The sequence below is a fragment of the Actinomycetospora sp. CA-101289 genome (genome assembly GCF_050955895.1).
GTDB lineage: Bacteria > Actinomycetota > Actinomycetes > Mycobacteriales > Pseudonocardiaceae > Actinomycetospora.
On sequence record NZ_CP192093.1, the window covers coordinates 4949354 to 4968067 of the forward strand.

At 76.6% G+C, this 18714-nt stretch carries 20 protein-coding genes; 7 read left to right on the plus strand and 13 right to left on the minus strand.

The window, feature by feature from the left end:
• Positions 1 to 69 precede the first annotated feature (69 nt).
• Complete coding sequence (gene atpF / locus ACQPX6_RS24755) at positions 70 to 546, minus strand: F0F1 ATP synthase subunit B (RefSeq protein WP_433783220.1); 477 nt, start codon at positions 544 to 546, stop codon at positions 70 to 72.
• A 181-nt stretch (positions 547 to 727) separates the two neighbouring features.
• On the opposite strand from atpF, the gene ACQPX6_RS24760 reads away from it, so the two are divergent.
• On the plus strand, positions 728 to 1186 hold the full coding sequence (locus ACQPX6_RS24760) for a universal stress protein (RefSeq protein WP_433783221.1): 459 nt from the start codon (positions 728 to 730) through the stop codon (positions 1184 to 1186).
• 7 nt (positions 1187 to 1193) lie between these two features.
• On the opposite strand, the gene ACQPX6_RS24765 is transcribed toward ACQPX6_RS24760, so the two are convergent.
• The 6 genes from ACQPX6_RS24765 to ACQPX6_RS24790 form a co-directional block, all read right to left on the minus strand.
• On the minus strand, positions 1194 to 2081 hold the full coding sequence (locus ACQPX6_RS24765) for a hypothetical protein (protein ID WP_433783223.1): 888 nt from the start codon (positions 2079 to 2081) through the stop codon (positions 1194 to 1196).
• An 88-nt stretch (positions 2082 to 2169) separates the two neighbouring features.
• The gene (locus ACQPX6_RS24770) at positions 2170 to 2577 is read right to left on the minus strand and encodes an SRPBCC family protein (protein WP_433783225.1); all 408 of its coding nucleotides are present in this window, start codon (positions 2575 to 2577) and stop codon (positions 2170 to 2172) included.
• Positions 2578 to 2602: 25 nt separating this feature from the next.
• Positions 2603 to 3874: a hypothetical protein gene (locus ACQPX6_RS24775; protein WP_433783226.1), complete on the minus strand. Its 1272-nt coding sequence runs from the start codon at positions 3872 to 3874 to the stop codon at positions 2603 to 2605.
• 72 nt (positions 3875 to 3946) lie between these two features.
• Positions 3947 to 4249, minus strand: coding sequence for a hypothetical protein (locus ACQPX6_RS24780; RefSeq protein WP_433783227.1), 303 nt, complete (start codon positions 4247 to 4249; stop codon positions 3947 to 3949).
• Between the two features lie 163 nt (positions 4250 to 4412).
• Positions 4413 to 5918: a mycofactocin dehydrogenase MftG gene (gene mftG, locus ACQPX6_RS24785; RefSeq protein WP_433783229.1), complete on the minus strand. Its 1506-nt coding sequence runs from the start codon at positions 5916 to 5918 to the stop codon at positions 4413 to 4415.
• 28 nt (positions 5919 to 5946) lie between these two features.
• On the minus strand, positions 5947 to 7020 hold the full coding sequence (locus tag ACQPX6_RS24790; RefSeq protein WP_433783230.1) for an LCP family protein: 1074 nt from the start codon (positions 7018 to 7020) through the stop codon (positions 5947 to 5949).
• 242 nt (positions 7021 to 7262) lie between these two features.
• Here ACQPX6_RS24790 and ACQPX6_RS24795 point away from each other — a divergent pair, with 242 nt between their 5' ends.
• Together ACQPX6_RS24795 and ACQPX6_RS24800 are read left to right on the plus strand one after the other, a co-directional pair.
• Complete coding sequence (locus ACQPX6_RS24795) at positions 7263 to 7520, plus strand: hypothetical protein (protein WP_433783232.1); 258 nt, start codon at positions 7263 to 7265, stop codon at positions 7518 to 7520.
• Between the two features lie 117 nt (positions 7521 to 7637).
• Positions 7638 to 7994, plus strand: a complete 357-nt coding sequence (locus ACQPX6_RS24800; RefSeq protein ID WP_433783233.1) for a hypothetical protein — start codon at positions 7638 to 7640, stop codon at positions 7992 to 7994.
• A gap of 11 nt (positions 7995 to 8005) precedes the next feature.
• On the opposite strand, the gene ACQPX6_RS24805 is transcribed toward ACQPX6_RS24800, so the two are convergent.
• Entirely contained in the window at positions 8006 to 9070 is a 1065-nt protein-coding gene (locus ACQPX6_RS24805; RefSeq protein WP_433783235.1) for a potassium channel family protein, read from the minus strand.
• A gap of 94 nt (positions 9071 to 9164) precedes the next feature.
• Complete coding sequence (locus ACQPX6_RS24810; protein WP_433783236.1) at positions 9165 to 10763, minus strand: aldehyde dehydrogenase family protein; 1599 nt, start codon at positions 10761 to 10763, stop codon at positions 9165 to 9167.
• A 364-nt stretch (positions 10764 to 11127) separates the two neighbouring features.
• Between ACQPX6_RS24810 and ACQPX6_RS24815 the strand changes: the two genes are divergently transcribed.
• A complete protein-coding gene (locus ACQPX6_RS24815; protein WP_433783238.1) occupies positions 11128 to 11397 on the plus strand; it encodes a hypothetical protein in 270 nt (89 codons plus the stop codon).
• A 16-nt stretch (positions 11398 to 11413) separates the two neighbouring features.
• On the opposite strand, the gene ACQPX6_RS24820 is transcribed toward ACQPX6_RS24815, so the two are convergent.
• From ACQPX6_RS24820 to ACQPX6_RS24830, 3 genes are read right to left on the minus strand one after another with little or no spacing between them, the layout of a single operon-like run.
• Complete coding sequence (locus ACQPX6_RS24820) at positions 11414 to 12235, minus strand: N-acetylmuramoyl-L-alanine amidase (protein WP_433783240.1); 822 nt, start codon at positions 12233 to 12235, stop codon at positions 11414 to 11416.
• On the minus strand, positions 12232 to 13710 hold the full coding sequence (locus ACQPX6_RS24825; RefSeq protein ID WP_433783242.1) for a CoA transferase: 1479 nt from the start codon (positions 13708 to 13710) through the stop codon (positions 12232 to 12234). Before ACQPX6_RS24825 ends, ACQPX6_RS24820 begins: the two co-directional genes overlap by 4 nt.
• Positions 13698 to 15449: an acyclic terpene utilization AtuA family protein gene (locus ACQPX6_RS24830; RefSeq protein ID WP_433783244.1), complete on the minus strand. Its 1752-nt coding sequence runs from the start codon at positions 15447 to 15449 to the stop codon at positions 13698 to 13700. Before ACQPX6_RS24830 ends, ACQPX6_RS24825 begins: the two co-directional genes overlap by 13 nt.
• A 220-nt stretch (positions 15450 to 15669) precedes the next feature.
• Between ACQPX6_RS24830 and ACQPX6_RS24835 the strand changes: the two genes are divergently transcribed.
• Positions 15670 to 15876, plus strand: coding sequence for a hypothetical protein (locus ACQPX6_RS24835; protein WP_433783246.1), 207 nt, complete (start codon positions 15670 to 15672; stop codon positions 15874 to 15876).
• 34 nt (positions 15877 to 15910) lie between these two features.
• Here the strand turns inward: ACQPX6_RS24835 and ACQPX6_RS24840 are convergent, their stop codons facing one another.
• Complete coding sequence (locus tag ACQPX6_RS24840; protein WP_433783248.1) at positions 15911 to 16375, minus strand: hypothetical protein; 465 nt, start codon at positions 16373 to 16375, stop codon at positions 15911 to 15913.
• A gap of 105 nt (positions 16376 to 16480) precedes the next feature.
• Here ACQPX6_RS24840 and ACQPX6_RS24845 point away from each other — a divergent pair, with 105 nt between their 5' ends.
• Together ACQPX6_RS24845 and ACQPX6_RS24850 are read left to right on the plus strand one after the other, a co-directional pair.
• Positions 16481 to 17509 (plus strand): DUF4185 domain-containing protein, encoded by a 1029-nt coding sequence (locus ACQPX6_RS24845; protein WP_433783250.1) that lies wholly within the window; start codon positions 16481 to 16483, stop codon positions 17507 to 17509.
• A gap of 27 nt (positions 17510 to 17536) precedes the next feature.
• Positions 17537 to 18670, plus strand: a complete 1134-nt coding sequence (locus ACQPX6_RS24850) for a DUF5685 family protein (RefSeq protein ID WP_433783251.1) — start codon at positions 17537 to 17539, stop codon at positions 18668 to 18670.
• The last annotated feature ends 44 nt before the right edge of the window (positions 18671 to 18714 follow it).

Genomic DNA, 18714 nt, shown 5'->3' on the forward strand with positions numbered 1-18714 from the left:
CCTGGCCGTGACCGCCGGCGCCGGAAGTGTCCGGATCGTCGCGTTCCCGCAGGTCAGCGCCCGGGACGGTCAGACGCGCTCGAGGTACTGGTCGACGGTCTCGCCGTACTCGTCGTCGCCGACCTCGCGGCCCAGGAGCCGGCCGGCGAGCTGGCGCGACAGGCGCGCGACGTCGGGCTGCAGGTCGGAGCTGACCGCGGAGCGCTGGTTCGCGAGCTCCTCGCGGCCCTCGGCGACGATGCGGGCAGACTCGTCGCGCGCGTTCGCCAGGACCTCGTCGGCGCGCTGCTGGCCCTCCTGGCGGGCGGTGTCGCGGATGCGCGTCGCGTCGTCGCGGGCCTCACCGATGCGGGTGCGGTACTCGGCCTGCACCCGGCCGGCCTCGGCGCGGGCCTGCTCGGCGCGCTCGAAGCCGCCCTCGATGCGGTCGGTGCGCTCGGCGTAGACCTTCTCCAACCGCGGGATCAGCACGCGGCTCATGACGAGGTAGAGCGCGCCGAACGCGATCAGCCCGATCACGATCTCGTGCCAGATCGGAGTCAGCACGAAGTACATCGCCGGCGCACCGCCCTTCCACGTCCACGTCTCCACCCACCCGGCCGGGCGCGCGGGGACACAGTGTGTCCGATCTCCTCCGGCGAGGCGAGCCCGGGTGGGTCCGGGACCTCCGCGGCCACGGGAGAGACCCCCGCGAGACCCCCGGACGAGGGAACCCTAGGGTGCCGCCGTGGGTGACTACAAGCTGGTGGCGGTCGGTACGGACGGGTCCTCCTCGGCCACCGCGGCCGTCACACGGGCCGGTCAGATCGCGGCGGACACGGGCGCCAAGCTGCTCATCGTCTGCGCGTACGAGCGCGGGAGCTCGGGCGGCGGGCGCGACCAGGCCGAGGCCGAGCGCGCACTCGGCGACGAGGCCTACAAGGTCATCGGCGCCAACCCGGCCGAGGAGAAGCTGCGCGACGCCCGCGACGTGGCCCGCCGGGCCGGCGCCGAGGAGGTCAACACCGTGGCCGTCGAGGGTGACCCGGTGAAGGCCATCTGCGACAAGGTCGAGCTGCACCACGCCGACCTCGTGGTGGTGGGCAACAAGGGCCTGGCGAGCTTCGCCGGCCGCCTGCTCGGCTCGGTGCCCGCCGAGGTGTCGCGGCGCTCGCCGACCGACGTCCTCATCGTCCACACGACCTGAGGGCGGTCTAGCGGGACGCCTCCTCGAGCGGGGCCGACGTCGGCACCTGCTCGCTGAGCGCCGACTGACGCGGGATCGGCGTGGCCGCGGTCGGCGCCGTGGCCCAGGTGCCCGGCACCGCGCAGGACGGCGCCCCGCCGTGGCTGCCGAGCAGCGCCGCGAGCGGCGCGTCGGCGACGGCGTCGGCCAGCGCGTGCTCGAGGCAGCGGCGCGTCGCGCGGTCGCGCGGGCGGGCCAGCGCCTCGGCCAGGCGGCGCGTGAGGCGCTCGGAGCCCGCGAGGAACCCGGTGAGCGACAGGCGTCCGAGCCCGAGCTCGTGGCGGCAGCGCCCGGCGACCGTGTCGCCGTCCCCGACGATGCACACCTCGGTGTCGACGTCGCCGGGCGCGAGCACGGCGCCGCCGGGACCCGGCGTGTGCGGGGCCTCGGGCGTCGGGCCGCCCACGGCGGCGCGGAAGACGGCGTTGGTGACCCGGTCGGAGGGGTCGCGCACGATCGCGGCCAGCAGGTTCCAGCCGCCGCGGCTCTCGAGGACGTCGCGCAGCCCCCGCACGTCGACGGTCAGGCGGCGCACCCGGACGGTCTCGTCCTGCGTCGCGCGGGTCAGCAGCTGCTCGACGGAGTCGGGCCGGGAGCCGTCGGGGACGACGACGCTCAGCCGCGGGACGGCGGGGCTGCCCGGGACCTGCGGGTCGATGCCGCAGATCGCGATCTCGGGCGCGGGCGGGCGGACCCGCTCGCGGGCCGGGGTGTCGAGGTACTCCATCCCGGCCATGACCTCGGGCCCCGGCACGCCGGGCCGGGGACGTCCCGGTGCGGAGGCCGGTCGGGCCGTGGTGGTGGACGGGCCGGCCGGGGTGGTGGTGGCGCGGCGGCGGACGAACGGGTTGCGCACGGGCTCTCCGCTCCCTCTCGCTTCGGGAACCACCCACGATGCCAGAGGCAGGTGACCGCCGCCACATCGAACGATCAAGCCGCGGGGGTCACCCGACGCGGTCGGTGCCCGAGCCGTCGAGGATCCGCTTCAGGTCCGCGAGGGTCTGTTCCAGGCCCGCGCGGATGCCCGGCCCGTCGGCGCGCTCGGTGTGCAGCGAGACCGTCACCCGCGACGCCGTGTCGCCGATGCCGGTGACGAACAGCTCGCCGTGGTAGCCGCTCGGGCGCTCGGCGCCCCAGCGCAGGCTGCGGGCATCCGCGTCGGCGTGCATCCAGGCCGTGCCCTCGTAGCGCTCGCCCTCGATGTTCGCGACCACCGCGACCTCCTCGGGCCCCGTGCTCGACGCCTTCTCCAGCCCGCTGAAGTACTCGGGCAGGTGCGAGACGTCGGCGAGGTAGCCGAAGACCTCCTCGGGCGGACGCTGGACGTCGGCGCTGTGCTCGTAGTCACCCATCAGCGCGGCTACCCCGGGCCGGCCGTCAGCGAACGGCGGGCGTGATGACGGCGCCGCCGCCGAACCCGGCGACGCCGCCGGCCTCGGCGCCCAGCCCGAGGTAGGCGTTGACCAGCACGGGCGCGGCGCCGGGGCGGGTGTCGCGGTCGGCGCCGGTGCGCGCGTCGAGGACGAGCGGGCCGTTGACCGTCGTGCCGTACACCGCGCCGTGCCAGGCCGTGGTCACCCGCGGGGCGACGCGGTTGGCGCCCGGGTCGGGCAGCTCCCACAACGGCGCGGCGGTGGCCGCGTCGACGGCGAAGACCCGGGTGTCGCCGCCGCAGACGGTGGTGGCCGCCTCGTCCCAGACGCAGCGCGGCGGGGTGTAGGAGCGGCCGACGTCGACGGTGCGCACGGTCACACCGCGGGCGTCGACGAAGCGCAGCGTGGCCGCCGACGCCGACAGGGTCGTGGCGCCCGTGCGACCCGACACCACGGCGAGACCTGGTCCGGCTGCCGCGACCGCGGGGTCGCGCAGGACCTCGCCGGCGAAGCGGCGCAGCCCGGTGACGGCGTCGAGGCCCACCACCGCCGAGTCGGCGTAGGCGCGGCTCTGCCCGGACCCGGTCGCCACGCCGAGCGCGGTGCCGCCCGCCGGACCGTCGGCGAGGACCGCGTCCACCGCGACCCCGTCGGCCGTCCAGAGCACGCGCTGCGTGGCGAGGTCGACGCCCACGGCGGTGCGCCGGCTGTCGGTGCTCGCGGTGAGGACGGCGACGCCCGCGACGACGCCGGCGACGCGCAGCGCCACGGCGGGCGGGCGGTCGGCCCACGGCAGCACGGTGGCGGCGCTCCCGCGCGGCGCCCCGGTCGCACCGTCGAAGGCCAGCAGCTCGACCGACAGGCCGGGCGGGGTGGTGCCCGCGCCGGGCACGACGCTCGCGGCGCCGACGAGCACCCCGCCGTCGGCGGTGGCGACCGGGCGGCCGGCGGCGTGGCGCCCGGGCGGCGTGGCGGGGCCGGGGACCTCGGTGCCGGTGGAGTCGACGCGCAGGACCCGCCCGCCGTCGGTGGCCCAGACGGCGGTGCCGACCAGCGCGACGGGCAGGGCGTCGGCGTCGCGGCCGAACACCCGGGTGCCCGAGCCCCCGAAGAGGCTCCCGGTGGGGGCGGCGAAGCCCGTGGGCGGGTCGTGGGCGGGCGGCGGACCGGCCGTCTCGTCGGGGGCGCCGCAGCCCGCGAGCCCCGCGAGCCCGGTGAGCACCGCCAGCAGGACGGTCACGACCGTGCGGCCGGGCGGGCGACGTCGGGCGGGCACGGCGCGCAGCGTGGCACGCCCCACCGCCGCCCGTGACGCGGACGGGTCCACCCGGTGGGGTCTAGGCGGTGGTCACTCCGAGGAGACGGCGTCCTCCGCCGAGCGCCGCTGCGGCACGACCGGCAGCGGGCCGGTGGCCTGGGCGAGGCGGCGCTGCGCGCGGGCGATGCGGGCGGCGAGCTCGGCCGCGGCGGCCTGCTCGGCCTTCTGGGCCTTGCGCTCGGCGCGCGTGAGGCGGCGGGCCGGTGCGGCGGGCTCGTCGGTGACGGCCACGGGCACGGCGTCGGGCACGGCGTCCGGCACGGCGTCCGGCACGGCCTGGAGCGGCGCGTCGGCACGGCGGCGCAGGAAGGACATCGCGGTCTCCTCGATCACCTCGAGCGGTTCTCGGGGGGAGTGTCGTCGCGGACCCGCGAGACGTGACGGTGTCCCACACGTTCGTGTCACAGCTGTGACCAGCGGTGACGCGCAAGCAGGACGCCCGCGCGCGACACGGGACGAACCGGACACGATGCGACGGGAAGGCTGACGGCGCGTGTCAGGAGGCCCGTCCGGCGGCGGGGCGGGACGGGCCGGCGACGAGGTCCGCGGCCCGCTCCCCGAGCACCAGCGCCGTCGCCGCCGGGCCGCGGCGGGGCACGGCGGGCAGCACCGAGGTGTCGACCACCCGCAGCCCGCGCAGACCGTGCACGCGCAGCTCGGGGTCGACGACGGCGCTCGGGTCGTCGGCCGGGCCCAGGCGCGCGCTGGCGCACAGGTGCGCCGACGTCGTGAGGTGCGCGCCGATCCACGCGTCGAGCTCGCGGTCGCCCAGCCCGACCGCCGGACCGAGCGCGAGCCCGCCCGCCGCGAGCAGCTCCCCGGCGCGGCGCACGACCGTGCGCATGCGGGCGCGGTCGCGCGCCGAGACCAGGTAGCGGTGCTCGAGCCGCGGCGTCCCCCCGGGCACGGGGTCGTCGAACACCATCTCCCCGCAGCTCTCCGGGGCCTGCAGCGCGCACATGAGGTGGCACGGCCCGTCGGGCGCGAACGGGCGGGCGAACAGCAGGATCTCCAGGTCGCCTGCGGGGTCGTCGCCGGCGTCGAGGTGCACCGCGGCCTGGGCCCCGGGCGCCTCGGGGTGCAGGGGTGCGCCGCCGGTCGTGTCGGGGAACGCGAGGTAGACGCTCGGGTGGTCGGAGTAACCGCGCCCGACGCCGGGGCGCTCGTGGTGCACGGGGAGCCCGGCGGCGCGCAGGGCGTCGGGCGGGCCGATGCCCGAGAGCGCGAGCAGCTGCGGCGTGCACACCGACCCGGCGGAGAGCACGACCTCGCCGGCCTCGATCCGCTCGGTGCCGCCGTCGGCGCCCACCACCTCGACGCCCACGGCCCGGTCGCCGTCGAGCAGCACCCGCGCCACCGTCGTGTCCCCGCGCACCGTGAGGTTCTCCCGCGCGAGGTGCGGCAGGACGTAGGCCATCGCCGCGTTCACGCGCACGCCGCGGCGCACGTTGGCGGGGACGAGGCCGGCGCCCGGGGGCTGGTCGCCGTTCTTGTCGGGCTCGGCGGGCACCCCGACGCGCGCGGCGGCGTCGAGGAACCGCTCGGTGAGCGCCGCGCGCAGCTCGCCGGCCGGGCGCACCACGGGCACCGGGCCGGCGTCGCCGTGCAGCGGCCCGCGCACGTCGAGGTCGCGCTCGCCGCGCACGTAGTAGGGCAGCACCGCGTCGTACGACCACCCCGGCCAGGAGTCCAGGTCGGCGCGGGTGGCGCGCAGGTGGTTGGCGCCGTTGACCGCGCTCGACCCGCCCAGCAGCCGCCCGCGACCGACCCGCGTGCGCCGGCCGGGAACGAGCCCGACGTCGACGTCCCAGGTGTGCGGGCCCGCGGGGTCGGCGGCGGCCAGCGAGGCGACGTCGCGGACGTCGTCGGGGAACTCCGCGGCGTCGCCGACGGCCGCGCCGGCCTCGAGCAGCAGCACGCGGCGACGCGGGTCCTCGGTGAGACGTCCCGCCAGCGCGCAGCCCGAGGAACCGGCGCCGACGACCACCACGTCCCACGTCACGGTGCGAGAGCCTCGCACCGATCCGCGGCTACCGCGGCGTGTCGGAGAGCTGCTCCTGGGGGCGGGACTCGACGTACTGCGGCACGTCGTCGGTGTTCACCGCGAACCACAGGTCACGCCCGGCGCCCTCGTCGAGGTAGACCACGGACTGGTCGCCCTCCATCCCGGTGCCCGCCGTGGGCACGGTGAGGAACGAGACCGCCGAGTTGCGCAGGTCGCGCATGCCGAAGGCCAGCTGCGCGAGGCCGGTGTTGCTCAGCGAGTCGTCGACGCCGACGTGGCGGGTCACCGTGTCGACCAGCGCGTAGGCGCTGGAGGGGTTCGTCAGCGTCCCGGAGTCGAGCGACTGCTTGACGAACGCGCGCAGCGCGGCCTGCTGGCGCCGGACGCGGTCGAGGTCGCCGCCGGGCAGGGCCTTGCGCTCGCGGACGTAGACCAGCGCCTGCTCACCGTTGAGGTGCTGCGGGCCCGCGGGCACGACGACGCCGTCGCGCTCGGAGGCCTGGCCGACGTTGACGTCGATGCCGCCGACGGCGTCGGTCATCTGCGCGAAGCCCGCGAAGTCGATGACCGCGAAGTGGTCGACGTGCACGCGGGCGAGCTGCTCGACGGTCTGGATGAGCAGCGGCGGCCCGCCGAACGCGTACGCCGCGTTGATCTTGTTGCGGCCGTGGCCCGGGACGTCGACCCACGAGTCGCGCGGGATGGAGACGACGCTGGCGCTCTGCCCGTCCTCGGCGATCGTCGCGACCATGATCACGTCGCTGCGCTGCGAGCCGAACACGGCGTCGGGTGCGGCATCGGTGCCGGTGGTCGGGTCGGGCGAGCGGGTGTCGGTGCCCATGAGCAGGAACGTCTGCCCCGCCGCGTCCGAGGGGCGCGACGACGGGTCGATCGGCGCGAACACCGACGGGTAGCGGCCGACCTGCGAGCCGAGCTGCTGGGTGACCAGCACGATGCCCGCCGCGGCGAGCAGCACGAGCACGAGCAGCGCGATGAGGCCGTACGCCAGCGCCCGCAGGCCCTTGCGACGGCGGCGCGGGTCCTCGTCCTGGTCCGGTCCGCCCGGACCCCCCGAGCCGACCACGCTGTCGATGCTCATCGACCCGACCACCCCTGCTCCCTCGCGGCGGCGACCCCGACGGCCGCGCGACCCACCCCGTTCTCCTCGAACGGCGAACGCCTCCCGTTACGCGGCGCACGGTGCGCGGCCGTCCGGGTGGACCCAGCGTGACAGCTCGCTCGCCGGTCGCCGCGGGCGGCTCGGCGCGCGCGACCGGCCGTCGCCCGACCGGCCGCGCCCGCTCACCCCGCCGCGACCGGCCCGGAACTACGCTCGAAAGGGTGACTCCCGATCACGAGCACGGCGAGACGGTCCTCGACCGCGAGGGGCACGCTCCCCCGGACCCGGACGTGGACCCGGAGGCCCTCGCCCGCGAGGCGGCCGCCGCGGCGGGGCCGGTGCCGGCCCCGCGCCCGGAGGTCCTCGCTCGCGTGCTCGACGGGCTGCGCGACCTGCCGGCCGTGACGCGCGAGGCCCCCCGCGGCGACGGCGAGGCCGACGGGGAGCACGCGCTCCCGCTCCCCCGCCGCCGCACCTGACGCGGCCCGGCGGGTCCCCGCGGGGCGTCCGCCCGCCGCGAACGCCCGGCGCGGCGCCGGAGTCCCCGGCCTACCGTGGGGGTGCCGCCGACGCCGCGGCAGCGAGGAGGCAGCGCGGTGACCGTCCCCGATCCGGGCCACCCGGACGCCCGCCCCGGCCCCACCACGGGCATGGACCCCATGCCGCCGTCCGTCCCGTCGCCGCTGGGCGACCGGCCCGAGCGGCCCGACCGGCCCCTGCCGCGCGACCCGCGGCGCCCGGTCCCCGACGATCCCGCGCCCGAGGGCACGCTGACGCTCGTCGCCGTGGGCCGCGACGACCGCAGGCGCCACGTCGTCGACGTCGTCACCGGCGAGCTCGGCGACCCGTCCGGCCTGCGGGCGCGGTGCGGCGCCGCCGTGGAGCAGGTGGTGCCGGGGCTGCGCGCCGAGCAGGCCGACTGTCCCGGCTGTCTGCTCCCGGTCCACCGCTGAGCGGAGGAGCCTCAGCGCTCGTCGGGCCCCACGCGCCGCACGCAGAGCAGCTTGTCGCCGCGCTCGAGGGCGTCGACCTCGGGGGCGTCGACGGCGTGCACGTGCCCGTCGCGCACGACGCCCAGCACGATGTCGCGCAGGTGGCGCGGGGAGCCGCCGATCTCGCCCTCGGCCACGACGCGCTCGCCGATGCTCATGCCGGCCTCGGGCGAGATGAGGTCCTCGACCACCGAGACGACGGCCGGGGTGGTGGTCGCCATGCCGAGCAGCCGGCCCGCCGTCTCGGCGGACACGACCACCGAGTCGGCGCCCGACTGGCGCAGCAGGTGCACGTTCTCGGCCTCGCGCACGGCGGCCGTGATCGTGATCTTCGGGGCCATCTCGCGGGCGGTCAGCGTGACCATCACCGCGGTGTCGTCGCGGTTGGTGGCCACCACCAGCGCCGTCGCGTGCGGCAGGCCCGCGGTGCGCAGCACCGACGACTGGGTCGCGTCGCCGCGCACCGTCACCAGTCCGAGCGCGGAGGCGGCGTCGAGCCGCCCGCGGTCGGTGTCGACGACGACGATGTGGTCGACGTCGTGGCCGTCGCCGCGCAGCGTGGTGACGGCGGCCTGGCCCTTCGTCCCGTAGCCCACGACCACCACGTGGTTGCGCACGCGCGACCTCCACCGTCGGATGCGGAACGCCTGGCGGGACCGCTCGGTCAGCAGCTCGACCGTGGTGCCGACCAGCACGATGAGGAACAGCAGCCGCAGCGGCGTGATCACGAGGATCGTCCACAACCGGGCGGACTGCGACACCGGGACGACGTCGCCGTAGCCGGTGGTCGAGAGCGAGACGGTGGCGTAGTAGAACGCGTCGATCAGGCCGATGCCGTCGTCGTTGTTGTTGTCGACGTAGCCGTCGCGCTGGAAGTAGACGATCAGGGCGGCGGCCGTCAGGGCGCCGAGCGCCAGCGCGAGGCGCCGCAGCAGCGCGACCACGGGGCCGACGCGGCCCTCGGGCATGAGCACCATCGCGCCCGGTGCCGTGCCGCCGGTCGGGGCGTCGCGTGACACCCGGTTGCGCAGGACCATCCCCGGGCCCTCCCCGACCGACCCTCACCCGACTCCCGGCGGGATCCGCTGGGTGTCCACGGTCGCGCCGGGAGGACAGTACAGGCGCCGCGGCTCAGGTGGCGGGGTAGCGGTGGTAGCCGGGGAAGTTGCCGTACAGGTTCTCCCCGGGCGGGCCCTCAGTGACCGCGTGCACCAGGTACTCGCCGCCGACGAAGGCGCCCTTCCACGACTCGCCGCGCCCCCCGAAGGCCTCGTCCTTGTCGCCGCGGGAGCGCAGCTTGTTGATCCCGACCTTGAACGCCTGCACCTGCTCGGCGAGGCGCTCGGCCTTCCCGGTGTCGTCGCTGGCGATGCTGGCCACGAGCGAGCCGTTGGAGGCGTTCATCTGCGCGAGCAGCTCGGCCTCGGTGTCGACCACGACGATCGAGTCGACCGGGCCGAAGGGCTCCTCGTGCATCAGCCGGGACGCGCCCGGCGGGGCGAGCATCGACACCGGCGCGTGGTACGCCGACGTGTCCTGGCCGGGCAGGAAGCGGCCGCTGTCGCGCCGGCCCCGGTAGAGCGGGACCGCGCCGTGGCGCAGGGCCTCCGCGACGCTCTCGTCGAGCTCCTCGGCCTTGCCCGCCGAGATGAGCGGGCCGAAGTCGAGGGCGGGCAGGTCGTCGAGGCCGTCGCCGCCCGCCTCGACCGCCAGCGGGTGACCGAAGCGGACGCCGTCGAGCACGGGCATGTACGTCGCGAGGAACTGGTCGACGAGCCCGCGCTGCACGACGAACCGCGGGTAGGCGGTGCACCGCTGCTTGGCGTACTCGAAGCCCTTCTGCAGGATCTCGGAGAACGACTCCCAGTCGGAGAACTCCCAGATGCCCCAGCTGTTGAGGCCCTCCTGCTCGAGCATGTGGCGCTTGCCGGTGTCGGCGAGCTGGGCGGCGACCTTGCCGCCGTTGGACCGCCCGCCGACGAAGGCCAGCGCGCCGATCTCGGGCGAGCGGATCAGCGCGTCGGAGAGCTCCGAGCCGTCGCCGGAGAGCAGCGTGACGGGCAGGCCCTCGCGGGCCATCAGGGCGTGGGCGACGGTCAGCGTCATCCAGCCGCCCTGCGTGGGCGTCTTGGCGACGACGCCGTTGCCGGCCAAGAGCTGCACGAGCTCGGCGTGGACCTGCACGCTCATGGGGTAGTTCCAGCTCGCGATGTTCGAGACCGGCCCCTCGAGCGCCACACGCTTGGCCGGGGCGCCCTCGACGTCACGGGAGAGCATCCCCTCGATCTCCTCGACGTACCAGCGCACGCCGGAGATGCACCGGTCGACGTCGGAGCAGGCCGCCTTCCACGGCTTGCCGATCTCCCACGCCAGCAGCAGCGCGAGGTCGTCGCGCGCGCCCTCGATCGTGTCGAGCGACGCCGAGACCTTGCGGCGGCGCTCGTCGAGGTCGGTGGCGGCCCACGAGCGGTGGGTCCGGGCGGCGCGCTGCACGGCGTCGGTCGCGGTCGCGGAGTCGACCTTGAGCATCGTGCCGAGCGACGACCCGTCGTTCGGGCTGATCTGCTCGGTGGGTGTGCCGACGGCCTGCCACTGTCCGTCGACGAGGTTCGCCGGGCCGTCGTCGGTGAACGCCTCGCCGACGAGGCCGCGCACCCGTCCGGCCACCGCGGCCCAGGTGACGTGCTCGGGGACGTGCAGACCCTCGGTGCCGTGCGCGTGCTCGCTCATGGCCGTTCCTCCCGCTGCCGGTGGTGGGCGGACGACCGACCATAGGCACGTCGGCACCCGGTCCGGAACCGCCGCGGCGGAGGGGACCGCCTCGGCGAGCCCCCGTGGAGACGACGCGGAGTGAGGTGATCGACACCGACCGTCGAGAAAAACGCCGCCACGTAGTGGGGATCGCCGAACGGTCCACCCAGCCGGGTGAATAGTTGAAATCTTGAGTCAGGGAGCGGGCACTCCCGTGTCACCAATCGTGACAGCGACCCGCGACGACGCGCCTCCTTCACCCGACGGGGGCCGGCCCCCCGGTCCGGAGCGGGACGGAGCGATCGACGTGGCGAGCACTCGCGCCGAGCGCGGAGGAGAACCGATGAACGAGCCCTGGTGCCCCGAGCGCGCGGACCGCACGGACGGCGCGGGAGACGTCGACTGGCTCACCGCGGTGGCCGAGCTCGACGACTGCGACGGCTACGTGGTGCTCGCCGTCGACCCGCAGACCGGCGAGGTCGACGCCCACGGACCCTTCGTGGGCATGGCGGCGCTGCAGGCGGCCGAGGAGATGCGCGAGACCCTCGACCGCGAGGAGCTCGACGACGTCGTGGTGCGCGTCGTGCGCTGGCACGGCGCCGCCGCCGCCTGAGTCACCCGGCTCCGACTCACCGGCCGAGCGTCCGCAGGACGCCGGCGGCGATGGCCTCGGCGTAGCGCTGGCGCCCCGCCGGGTCCTCGACGACCCGGGCCTCGCCCGGGTCGGCCATGTTCGCGCACTCCACCAGCGCCGCGGGCACGCGCGCGTGGTTGAGCCCGGCCAGGTCGGGCCGCGGGTCGAGCCCGTCCTCCCCGCGGTAGGTCGACGGTGTGAACCCCTGGGCCTCGAGCCCCGCGACCAGCGCGTCGGCGAGCGCCGCCGACGGCGCGCGCTGCGACGCCGACAGCGGCGGGTCGGAGAGCGCGACGTGGAACCCGCGGCCCCCCGACGGCCCCGAGTCGGCGTGGATCGAGACGCTCAGCGCCGCGCGGGCGTCGTTCGCGACTGCCGCGCGCCGGTCGACGCACGGCCCGACGCCGTCGTCGTCGTCCCGCGTCGAGCGCACCTCGACGCCGCGGGCGGTGAGCAGGCGCGTGACGCGCGCGGCGACGTCGAAGGCGAAGGCGTGCTCGGCGTAGCCGTCGGCGGTCTCGGTGCCGGTGGTGTTGCAGGGCTTGGTGCCCCCGCGCCCGTCGGGCACCTCGCGCCCGATCTCGTCGGCGGCGGCCGCGTTGCCCCCGTTGTGCCCCGGGTCGAGCACGACGACGGGCGCGGGGCCGGCGGGCGCCGCCGTGGTGGGCGTCTCCGCACCGGGCAGCGGCCCCGACCGCGCACCGGGCAGCGGCACCGCCGCGGAGGACGGCGACGGCGCGGGCGCCGGGGCGAGCGGGTCCGCGACGCCGCACCCGGCGAGCAGCACCAGCAGCAGCGGCAGCAGGAGGCCCCTCACCGCCACGACCGCTCCGAGGACCCGCGCGCGACGAGGACCGGGTCGTAGCGCCCGGGCGTCGCGGACATCGCCACCTGGTCGGTGACCCCCTGGTAGGCGCCCAGACCGGTGGCGGCGGTGAACGTCTCGGGGTCGAGGTAGCGGTGCTCCTCGCCGGTATCGGCCGTCGCGTGCGCCCAGTCCCGGTCGAACAGGCCGAGCGAGAGGATCCACAGCGCCACCCGGGTCAGCGACACGTGCACGTGCCACGAGCCCCCCTCGCTGGCCCGCCGGCGCAGCGCCGCCACCACGCCGGCCTGCGCGAGCCAGGGCACGACGTAGTCGTTGACGACGAGGATCGGGGGCAGGCGCGGAGCCTCCCCACCACCTTCGAGCAGCATCATCCCGGTGACCGAGCCGGCGGTCTGGTCGAAGCCGGGCCGCCCGGCCCAGGGGCCCTCGAGGCCGTGCAGCGAGATCGTCACCGACACCAACCCGGGACGCTCCTGCGCGGCCTGCTCGGGGCGCAGGCCGATCTCGTCGAGGAACGGCAGGCGCCGGTTGTGGAACAGCACGTCGGCGCCGGCGAGCAGGCGGGAGAGCTCGTCGCGGTCGCGGCGCGGGTCGAGCCACGCCGAGCGCACGCCGACGTTCGCCGACGCGTAGGTGGTCTCGTGCTCGGTCTCACCGGGGCGCCACAGGTTGAGCACGTCGGCGCCGTGCAGCGCGAACGAGCGCCCGAAGCCCGCGCCGGCGATGACGTGGCCCATCCCGAGCGCGCGCAGCCCGGAGAACGGACGCTCGCCGAGCGGCGGGAGCGGTTCGGGGTCGGCGTCGCCGACGCGGGTGACCTCGACGAGCGGGAGGTCGGCGAGCGCCTCGGTGTACTGGGCGGTGGCCAGCATCTCCGGCAGCGTGCGCACCATCGGCATGACCACGCCGGCCGCGGCGGCGGCGTCCTCGAGCGCGGCCGCGTCCCACCGGCCGATCGCCTCGGTGACCGCGTCGCGGGTCAGCGGGACGCCGAGCAGCTCCTGGGCGCGCATCCGCAGGCCCGGGTACATGTTCTGGGGCATCACCCAGCGCCCGTCGGCGCAGCGGAAGAACGCGAACCCCATCGCGTTGCCCTGCTCGACGCTCGAGGCCACGGGGTAGCCGCCGAGGCGCTCCCAGGTGCGGTCGTAGAACGGGCAGAGCCGGTGCGGGGCCGCGCGCAGGTCGACGTGGACGTCCTGGCCCGGGCCGCCGCGGTCGCGGTGCAGGGCCGCCGCGGCCACCGACTTGGCCAGCAGCCCGATGCTCGCGGCCGCCCCGACCCGCACGGGGCTGGGCACGACGGGGTCGGCGCCGGCGAGCGTCACGGCCCCGCCCGCGTCGGCGGCGGCGAGGCCCAGCGGGGCGAGGACCTCGTCGAGCTCGGCGAGGGGGTCCAGGTCGCCCTCGCCGGTCGCCGGGTGCGCCCACGCCGCCTCGAGCCGCGCGGTCAGAGCAGACACTCGGGGACCTCCAGGTGCCGCGCGCGGAGGAACTCCGCGACGGCCTTGCCGGCGATGTCGGGCCGCCCGTTGGACGACGCCCCCTTGCCCAGCACGTCGTGGACGACGAAGTGCACGGCGCGCAGGGTCGGGAACACGTGGCGCTCGACGGCGACGTCGGCGGCGTCGGGGAACAGGGCGCGCAGCCGCGCGGTGGTCAGCGTCGCGGCGAGCCAGGGCCAGGCGCGCTCGTCGGCGCCGGCGCCGATCCACAGGCCGACGTTGGAGTTGCCGCCCTTGTCCCCGCAGCGGCCGTGCGCCACGAGGCCGAGCGGGACACGGCGGGTCGGGCCGAGGTCGGGCGGGTCGGGCGCCGGGTCCGACGGCCGCTGCCCGGCGAACGGCGCCCGCTGCGGGGTCTCCGCCACCGGCGTGCGCGTCCCGTCCGCGGTGACGACGACGTGGTCGAGCTCGTCGACGCCCACGAGCGCCGGCCAGTACTCGACGACGGGGGCGCAGACCTTGAGCGGCGTGACGTAGAGCCCGGGGTAGCCGGGGAGGAAGAGCCCGGTCATCGGCGCGACGAAGTGCTGCGCGTCGACCTGGCTCTTCGTCCGCGACTGGGCGGTGACGAGGATCTGCTGGGCGGCGGCCCACTGGTCGGGCGGGTCGTCGACGGGCACGCCGAGGCGGTCGATGCGCAGCAGGCTGAGGTCCAGCCCGGCGGTGATCCGGTCGACGTGGGTGCGCAGCAGCGCGACCTTGGCGTCGAGGTCGAGCCCGGTGGCGTAGAAGGCGACGCTCGTCTCGTACCCGCCCGGCGCGGTCATCGCGAGCTTGGTCGTCGGCGGGGGCGGCGAGCCGGTGACGCCGGTGATCTCCACGCGGTCCGGCGCGACCTGGGTCAGGGCGACGTCGTCGAGGTGCACGGTGACGTCGGGGTTGAGGTAGGTCGGGCCCTGGATCTCGTAGAGCAGCTGCGCGGTGACCGTGTCGGTGGTGACCGTGCCGCCCGCGACCTCGTGCTTGGTGATCACCGCGGTGCCGTTGGCGGCGACCTCGGCGATCGGGTAGCCGAGGTCGTCGACGCGCGGGACCGTCGTGAAGCCCGAGAAGTTGCCGCCGGTGGCCTGCGGGCCGCACTCGATGACGTGCGCGGCGGCGACCGCGCCGGCGAGGCGGTCCCAGTCCTCGAGGCCCCAGCCGTGCCACCACGCCGCCGCCCCGACGGTCAGCGAGGCGTCGGTGACCCGCGGGCAGACCACGACGTCCGCCCCGCCCGCGAGCGCCGCGGCGATGCCCCAGCCGCCGAGGTAGGCGTTGGCGGTGGTCGGCGCGAGGCCGGAGGCGGCGAGCGGGACGCCGGTGTCGAGGTGCTCGAGCGCGCCGAGGTGCTCGAGGCGGGCGGAGAGGTCGTCGCCCTCGACGTGCGCGACGGTGAGCTCCAGCCCGGCGTCGGCGATCACCCGGCGGACCTCGTCGGCCAACCCGGCGGGGTTGAGCCCGCCGGCGTCGACGACGAGGCGGGCCCCGCGCTCGGCGAGCAGATCGACCGCGTCGGTGAACTGCGCGAGGAAGCTGCGCGCGTACCCCAGCGACGGGTCGCCGGCGCGCTCGAGGGCGAGCTGGCGGAGCGTCGGCTCGGCGAGGTAGTCGCCGCTGACGACGTCGACCGGCCCCGCGAGGGCGTCGCGCAGGCCCGAGAAGCGGTCCCAGAGCCAGCCGGCGCAGTTGGCGATGCGGACGGCTCTCTCGGGCACGGAGATCCTCTCTGGCGGGTCGGGCGGGGCGGAGTCTCCCTCGCGCACCGTCACGTCGTGCTGTGAGCCACGTCACTCACCGATGAGAGCAACCTGAGCAGGGCTCACCCGTACGGCCCAGTGCAGGCGGACGCCGTCGCTCTACGGTGAGCGCATGCGCCGGCCGCGGAGCCGGGCGCTCGGACATCACCCGGGACACCGGGCCAGGGGGGAATTCTCGATGAAGACGCTCGCGCTCGCCCTCGGGGGGCTCGCGGCGGCGTGGATGGCGTCGCCGGCGGTCTCCCTCGCGGTGCACGGCACCATCGACGACCGCACCCGCGCCGGGTGGCGCGGGACGGCGGCCCGCGCGACGCCGCCGCCCGCCCCGCTCGTGGTCATCCCCTCGCCGCGCCGCGGCCAGGTGGGCGCGCGCGCCTCGGCCTGACGGCCGCGCGGCGCGTCACCGCAGGTCAGCAGGGTCAGACCGCGGCGTGCACGGGCCGCGGCAGCGGCTCGAACAGCGATCCCCCGAACACCCCGCGCCCCGTCCCGGCCGTCGCGAGCAGCGCGTCCTGGCAGCGCCGCGCGAGGCGGACCACCGCGGCGCCGTCGGCCGCGCCGCGGGCGGAGGCGATGCGGTCGAGCACGTGCTGGGGCCAGCCGACGACGTCGTCGCGGGCGGCCTCGCACTCGGCCACGACCTGCGCCCAGCGGGCCGGGTCGACGTCGTCGCGGCCCTGCTCGAGGAACATCACGCCGAGGTGCTCGCACACCGCGTGGACGTTGTGCGGCGTGGCCGGGAAGCCGGCGCGGGTGAGGATCGTGGTCGCGAGGTCGGGCGAGAGCCGTGGGGCCGGAGCGGCCCACGGACCGTGACGCAGCGCGACCGCCACGGTCAGCGCGAAGACGGCCAGCACGGCGACGGTGCCGAGCACGGTTCCCACATGAGCCTCCCCGGTACCCCGCGACCTGCGGGATGAATCACCTGTCGCCCGACGAGACCTCACCGTTACGCCACCGCGACCTCGCGGACGGGGTAGACCGGGGGCATGCGCACGCTCGAGGTCACGAAGCTGCGGGACCTGACCGGGCCCGGGCACACCGACGCCTTCGGCATCGGGGGCACCGACCTGGGGGCGGCGGCGGCCGCGCCCGACGGGCGGATCGTCGCGGTCTTCGGGGACACGTTCGAGGTCGCCAGCGTCGGCGGGCCGGGCTGGCGCTCGCCGGTGGTGCTCTTCGCCGACCCCGCCACCGTGCGGACCGGCCTGGAGTGGACCGGCTCGGCGGGGCCGACCCGCGACTACGCCGACCAGGTCGTCACCTACGCCCACGGCGCGCGGGTGGGCGGGCGCCTCGGCGGGCTGGTCGGCGGTACGAAGATCACCACCAAGCTGCCGACCGACGTCATCACGCTCGGCGACACGATGTACCTGCACGTCATGGCCTGCCAGGGCCTGGGGAACGTGCACTGGACGGAGATCCACCGCTCCACCGACGACGGCGTCTCCTGGGAGCCGACCGGCACGTGGTTCCCCGGCGACCTCCACGCCGGGCTGTTCCAGATGCTGACCTGGGAGCTCGGCCCCGACGGCTACGTCTACGCGCTGACCACGGGGTTCCGGCGCGACCAGGGCCTGCTGCTGCACCGCGTCCCCCCCGAGCGGCTGCTCGAGCCGGCGGCGTGGGAGGGCTGGGGCTTCGCGGACAGGACGTGGGACTGGGGGCGCCCGCCGACGCTGGTGCTGCCCGGCGCGTTCGGCGAGCTCAGCCTGCGGCGCGTCGACGGGCAGTGGTGGCTCGCCGCGTTCGACGCCGGGCGCTACCGCGTCGACCTGATCCCGCTGCCCGACGGCCCGACCACGGACCTGCACCGCGCCGAGCGCCTCACGGTGATCGCTGGCTCCGGGTGGCACGACGAGGACCACGCGTGCGGGCGGGTCGCCCAGCCCTACGGCGGCTACATCCTCCCCGGCTCCACGCCCGACGAGCTGCACCTCGTCGTCAGCCAGTGGAACACCGGCACGAACTGGCCCTACCGGGCGATGCACTTCCGCGCGCGGGTGCGCGGGGACTGACACCGCCGGGCCGCTAACCTCCGCGCGGTGCTCGGCATCGTGCGGCCCTGCCGTCACCACCTCTCCCCCGCGCTGCACCGCCGCTGGGCGGCCCACCTGTGCGGCACCTGCCTCGCGCTGCGCGACGGCCACGGCCAGGTCGCGCGCACCGCGACCAACGTCGACGCGCTGCTCGTCTCGGTGCTCACCACCGCCCAGGCGCCCGACCCCGTCGTCAGCGCCGACCGCCGCGCCGGCCCCTGCCCCGCGCGGGGGATGCGCACCGCGACCGTGGTCAGCGGCGACGGCGCCCGCCTGGCCGCGCACGCCGCGCTCCTGCTGGCCGCGGGGCACCTCGCCGACCACGCCGACGACCGGCAGGGCGCCTTCCGGCACGCCCCGCTCGCCGCGGCCGGGCGGCACGTGGCCACGCGCTGGAGCGCGCGGGCCGCCGCGTCCGCGCCCCGCGGCTTCGACCCGTCGGCGCTGCTCGCGGTGCCGGCGCGCCAGCGGGCCGTCGAGGAGGACGCCGGGGCCACGCTCGAGGAGGTCACGGCCCCGACCGCGGACGCGGTGTCGGCCGCCTTCGCCCACACCGCGGTGCTCGCCGGGCGCCCGGACAACGCGGCCCCGCTCGCCACCGCCGGCGCCGCGTTCGGGCGTCTCGCGCACCTGCTCGACGCGCTGGACGACCTCGTCGACGACCGGCGCCACGGCCGCTGGAACCCCGTCGACGCCACCGGGGCCGGCGTGGACGCCACCACCGCGCTCGCCCGCCACCAGGTCGTCACGCTCGCCGCGACGCTGCCCCGCGTCGCGCTCCCCGACCCGGCGGGCCTCGACGCGCGACTGGCCCACCGCCTGCTCGTCCACGAGACGGACCGCGCCCTGGCGCGCACCCACGCCCGGACGGAGCAGCCGCCCACCGACCAGCCGCCGCAGCCCGGCGACCCGGGGCGGGTCCGTCCGCCCCGCGGGTTCTTCACCGGCTGCGCCGCCGCGGCGGGCCTGTGCTGCACCGGCCAGCTCTGCTGCGCCGACCCGATCACCGGGCCGTGGAGCGGCCAGCCGCGCAGCAACCCCTGTGCGAGCTGCTGTGACTGCTCGGAGTGCAGCTGTGACTGCTGTGACTGCTGCTCCTGTGAGGGCGGCTGTTGCGACGGCTGCGGCTGCGACTGCTGAGCCCGCTCGGCGGCCGCGGGCCCGGCGAACGGACGAACTCGGGC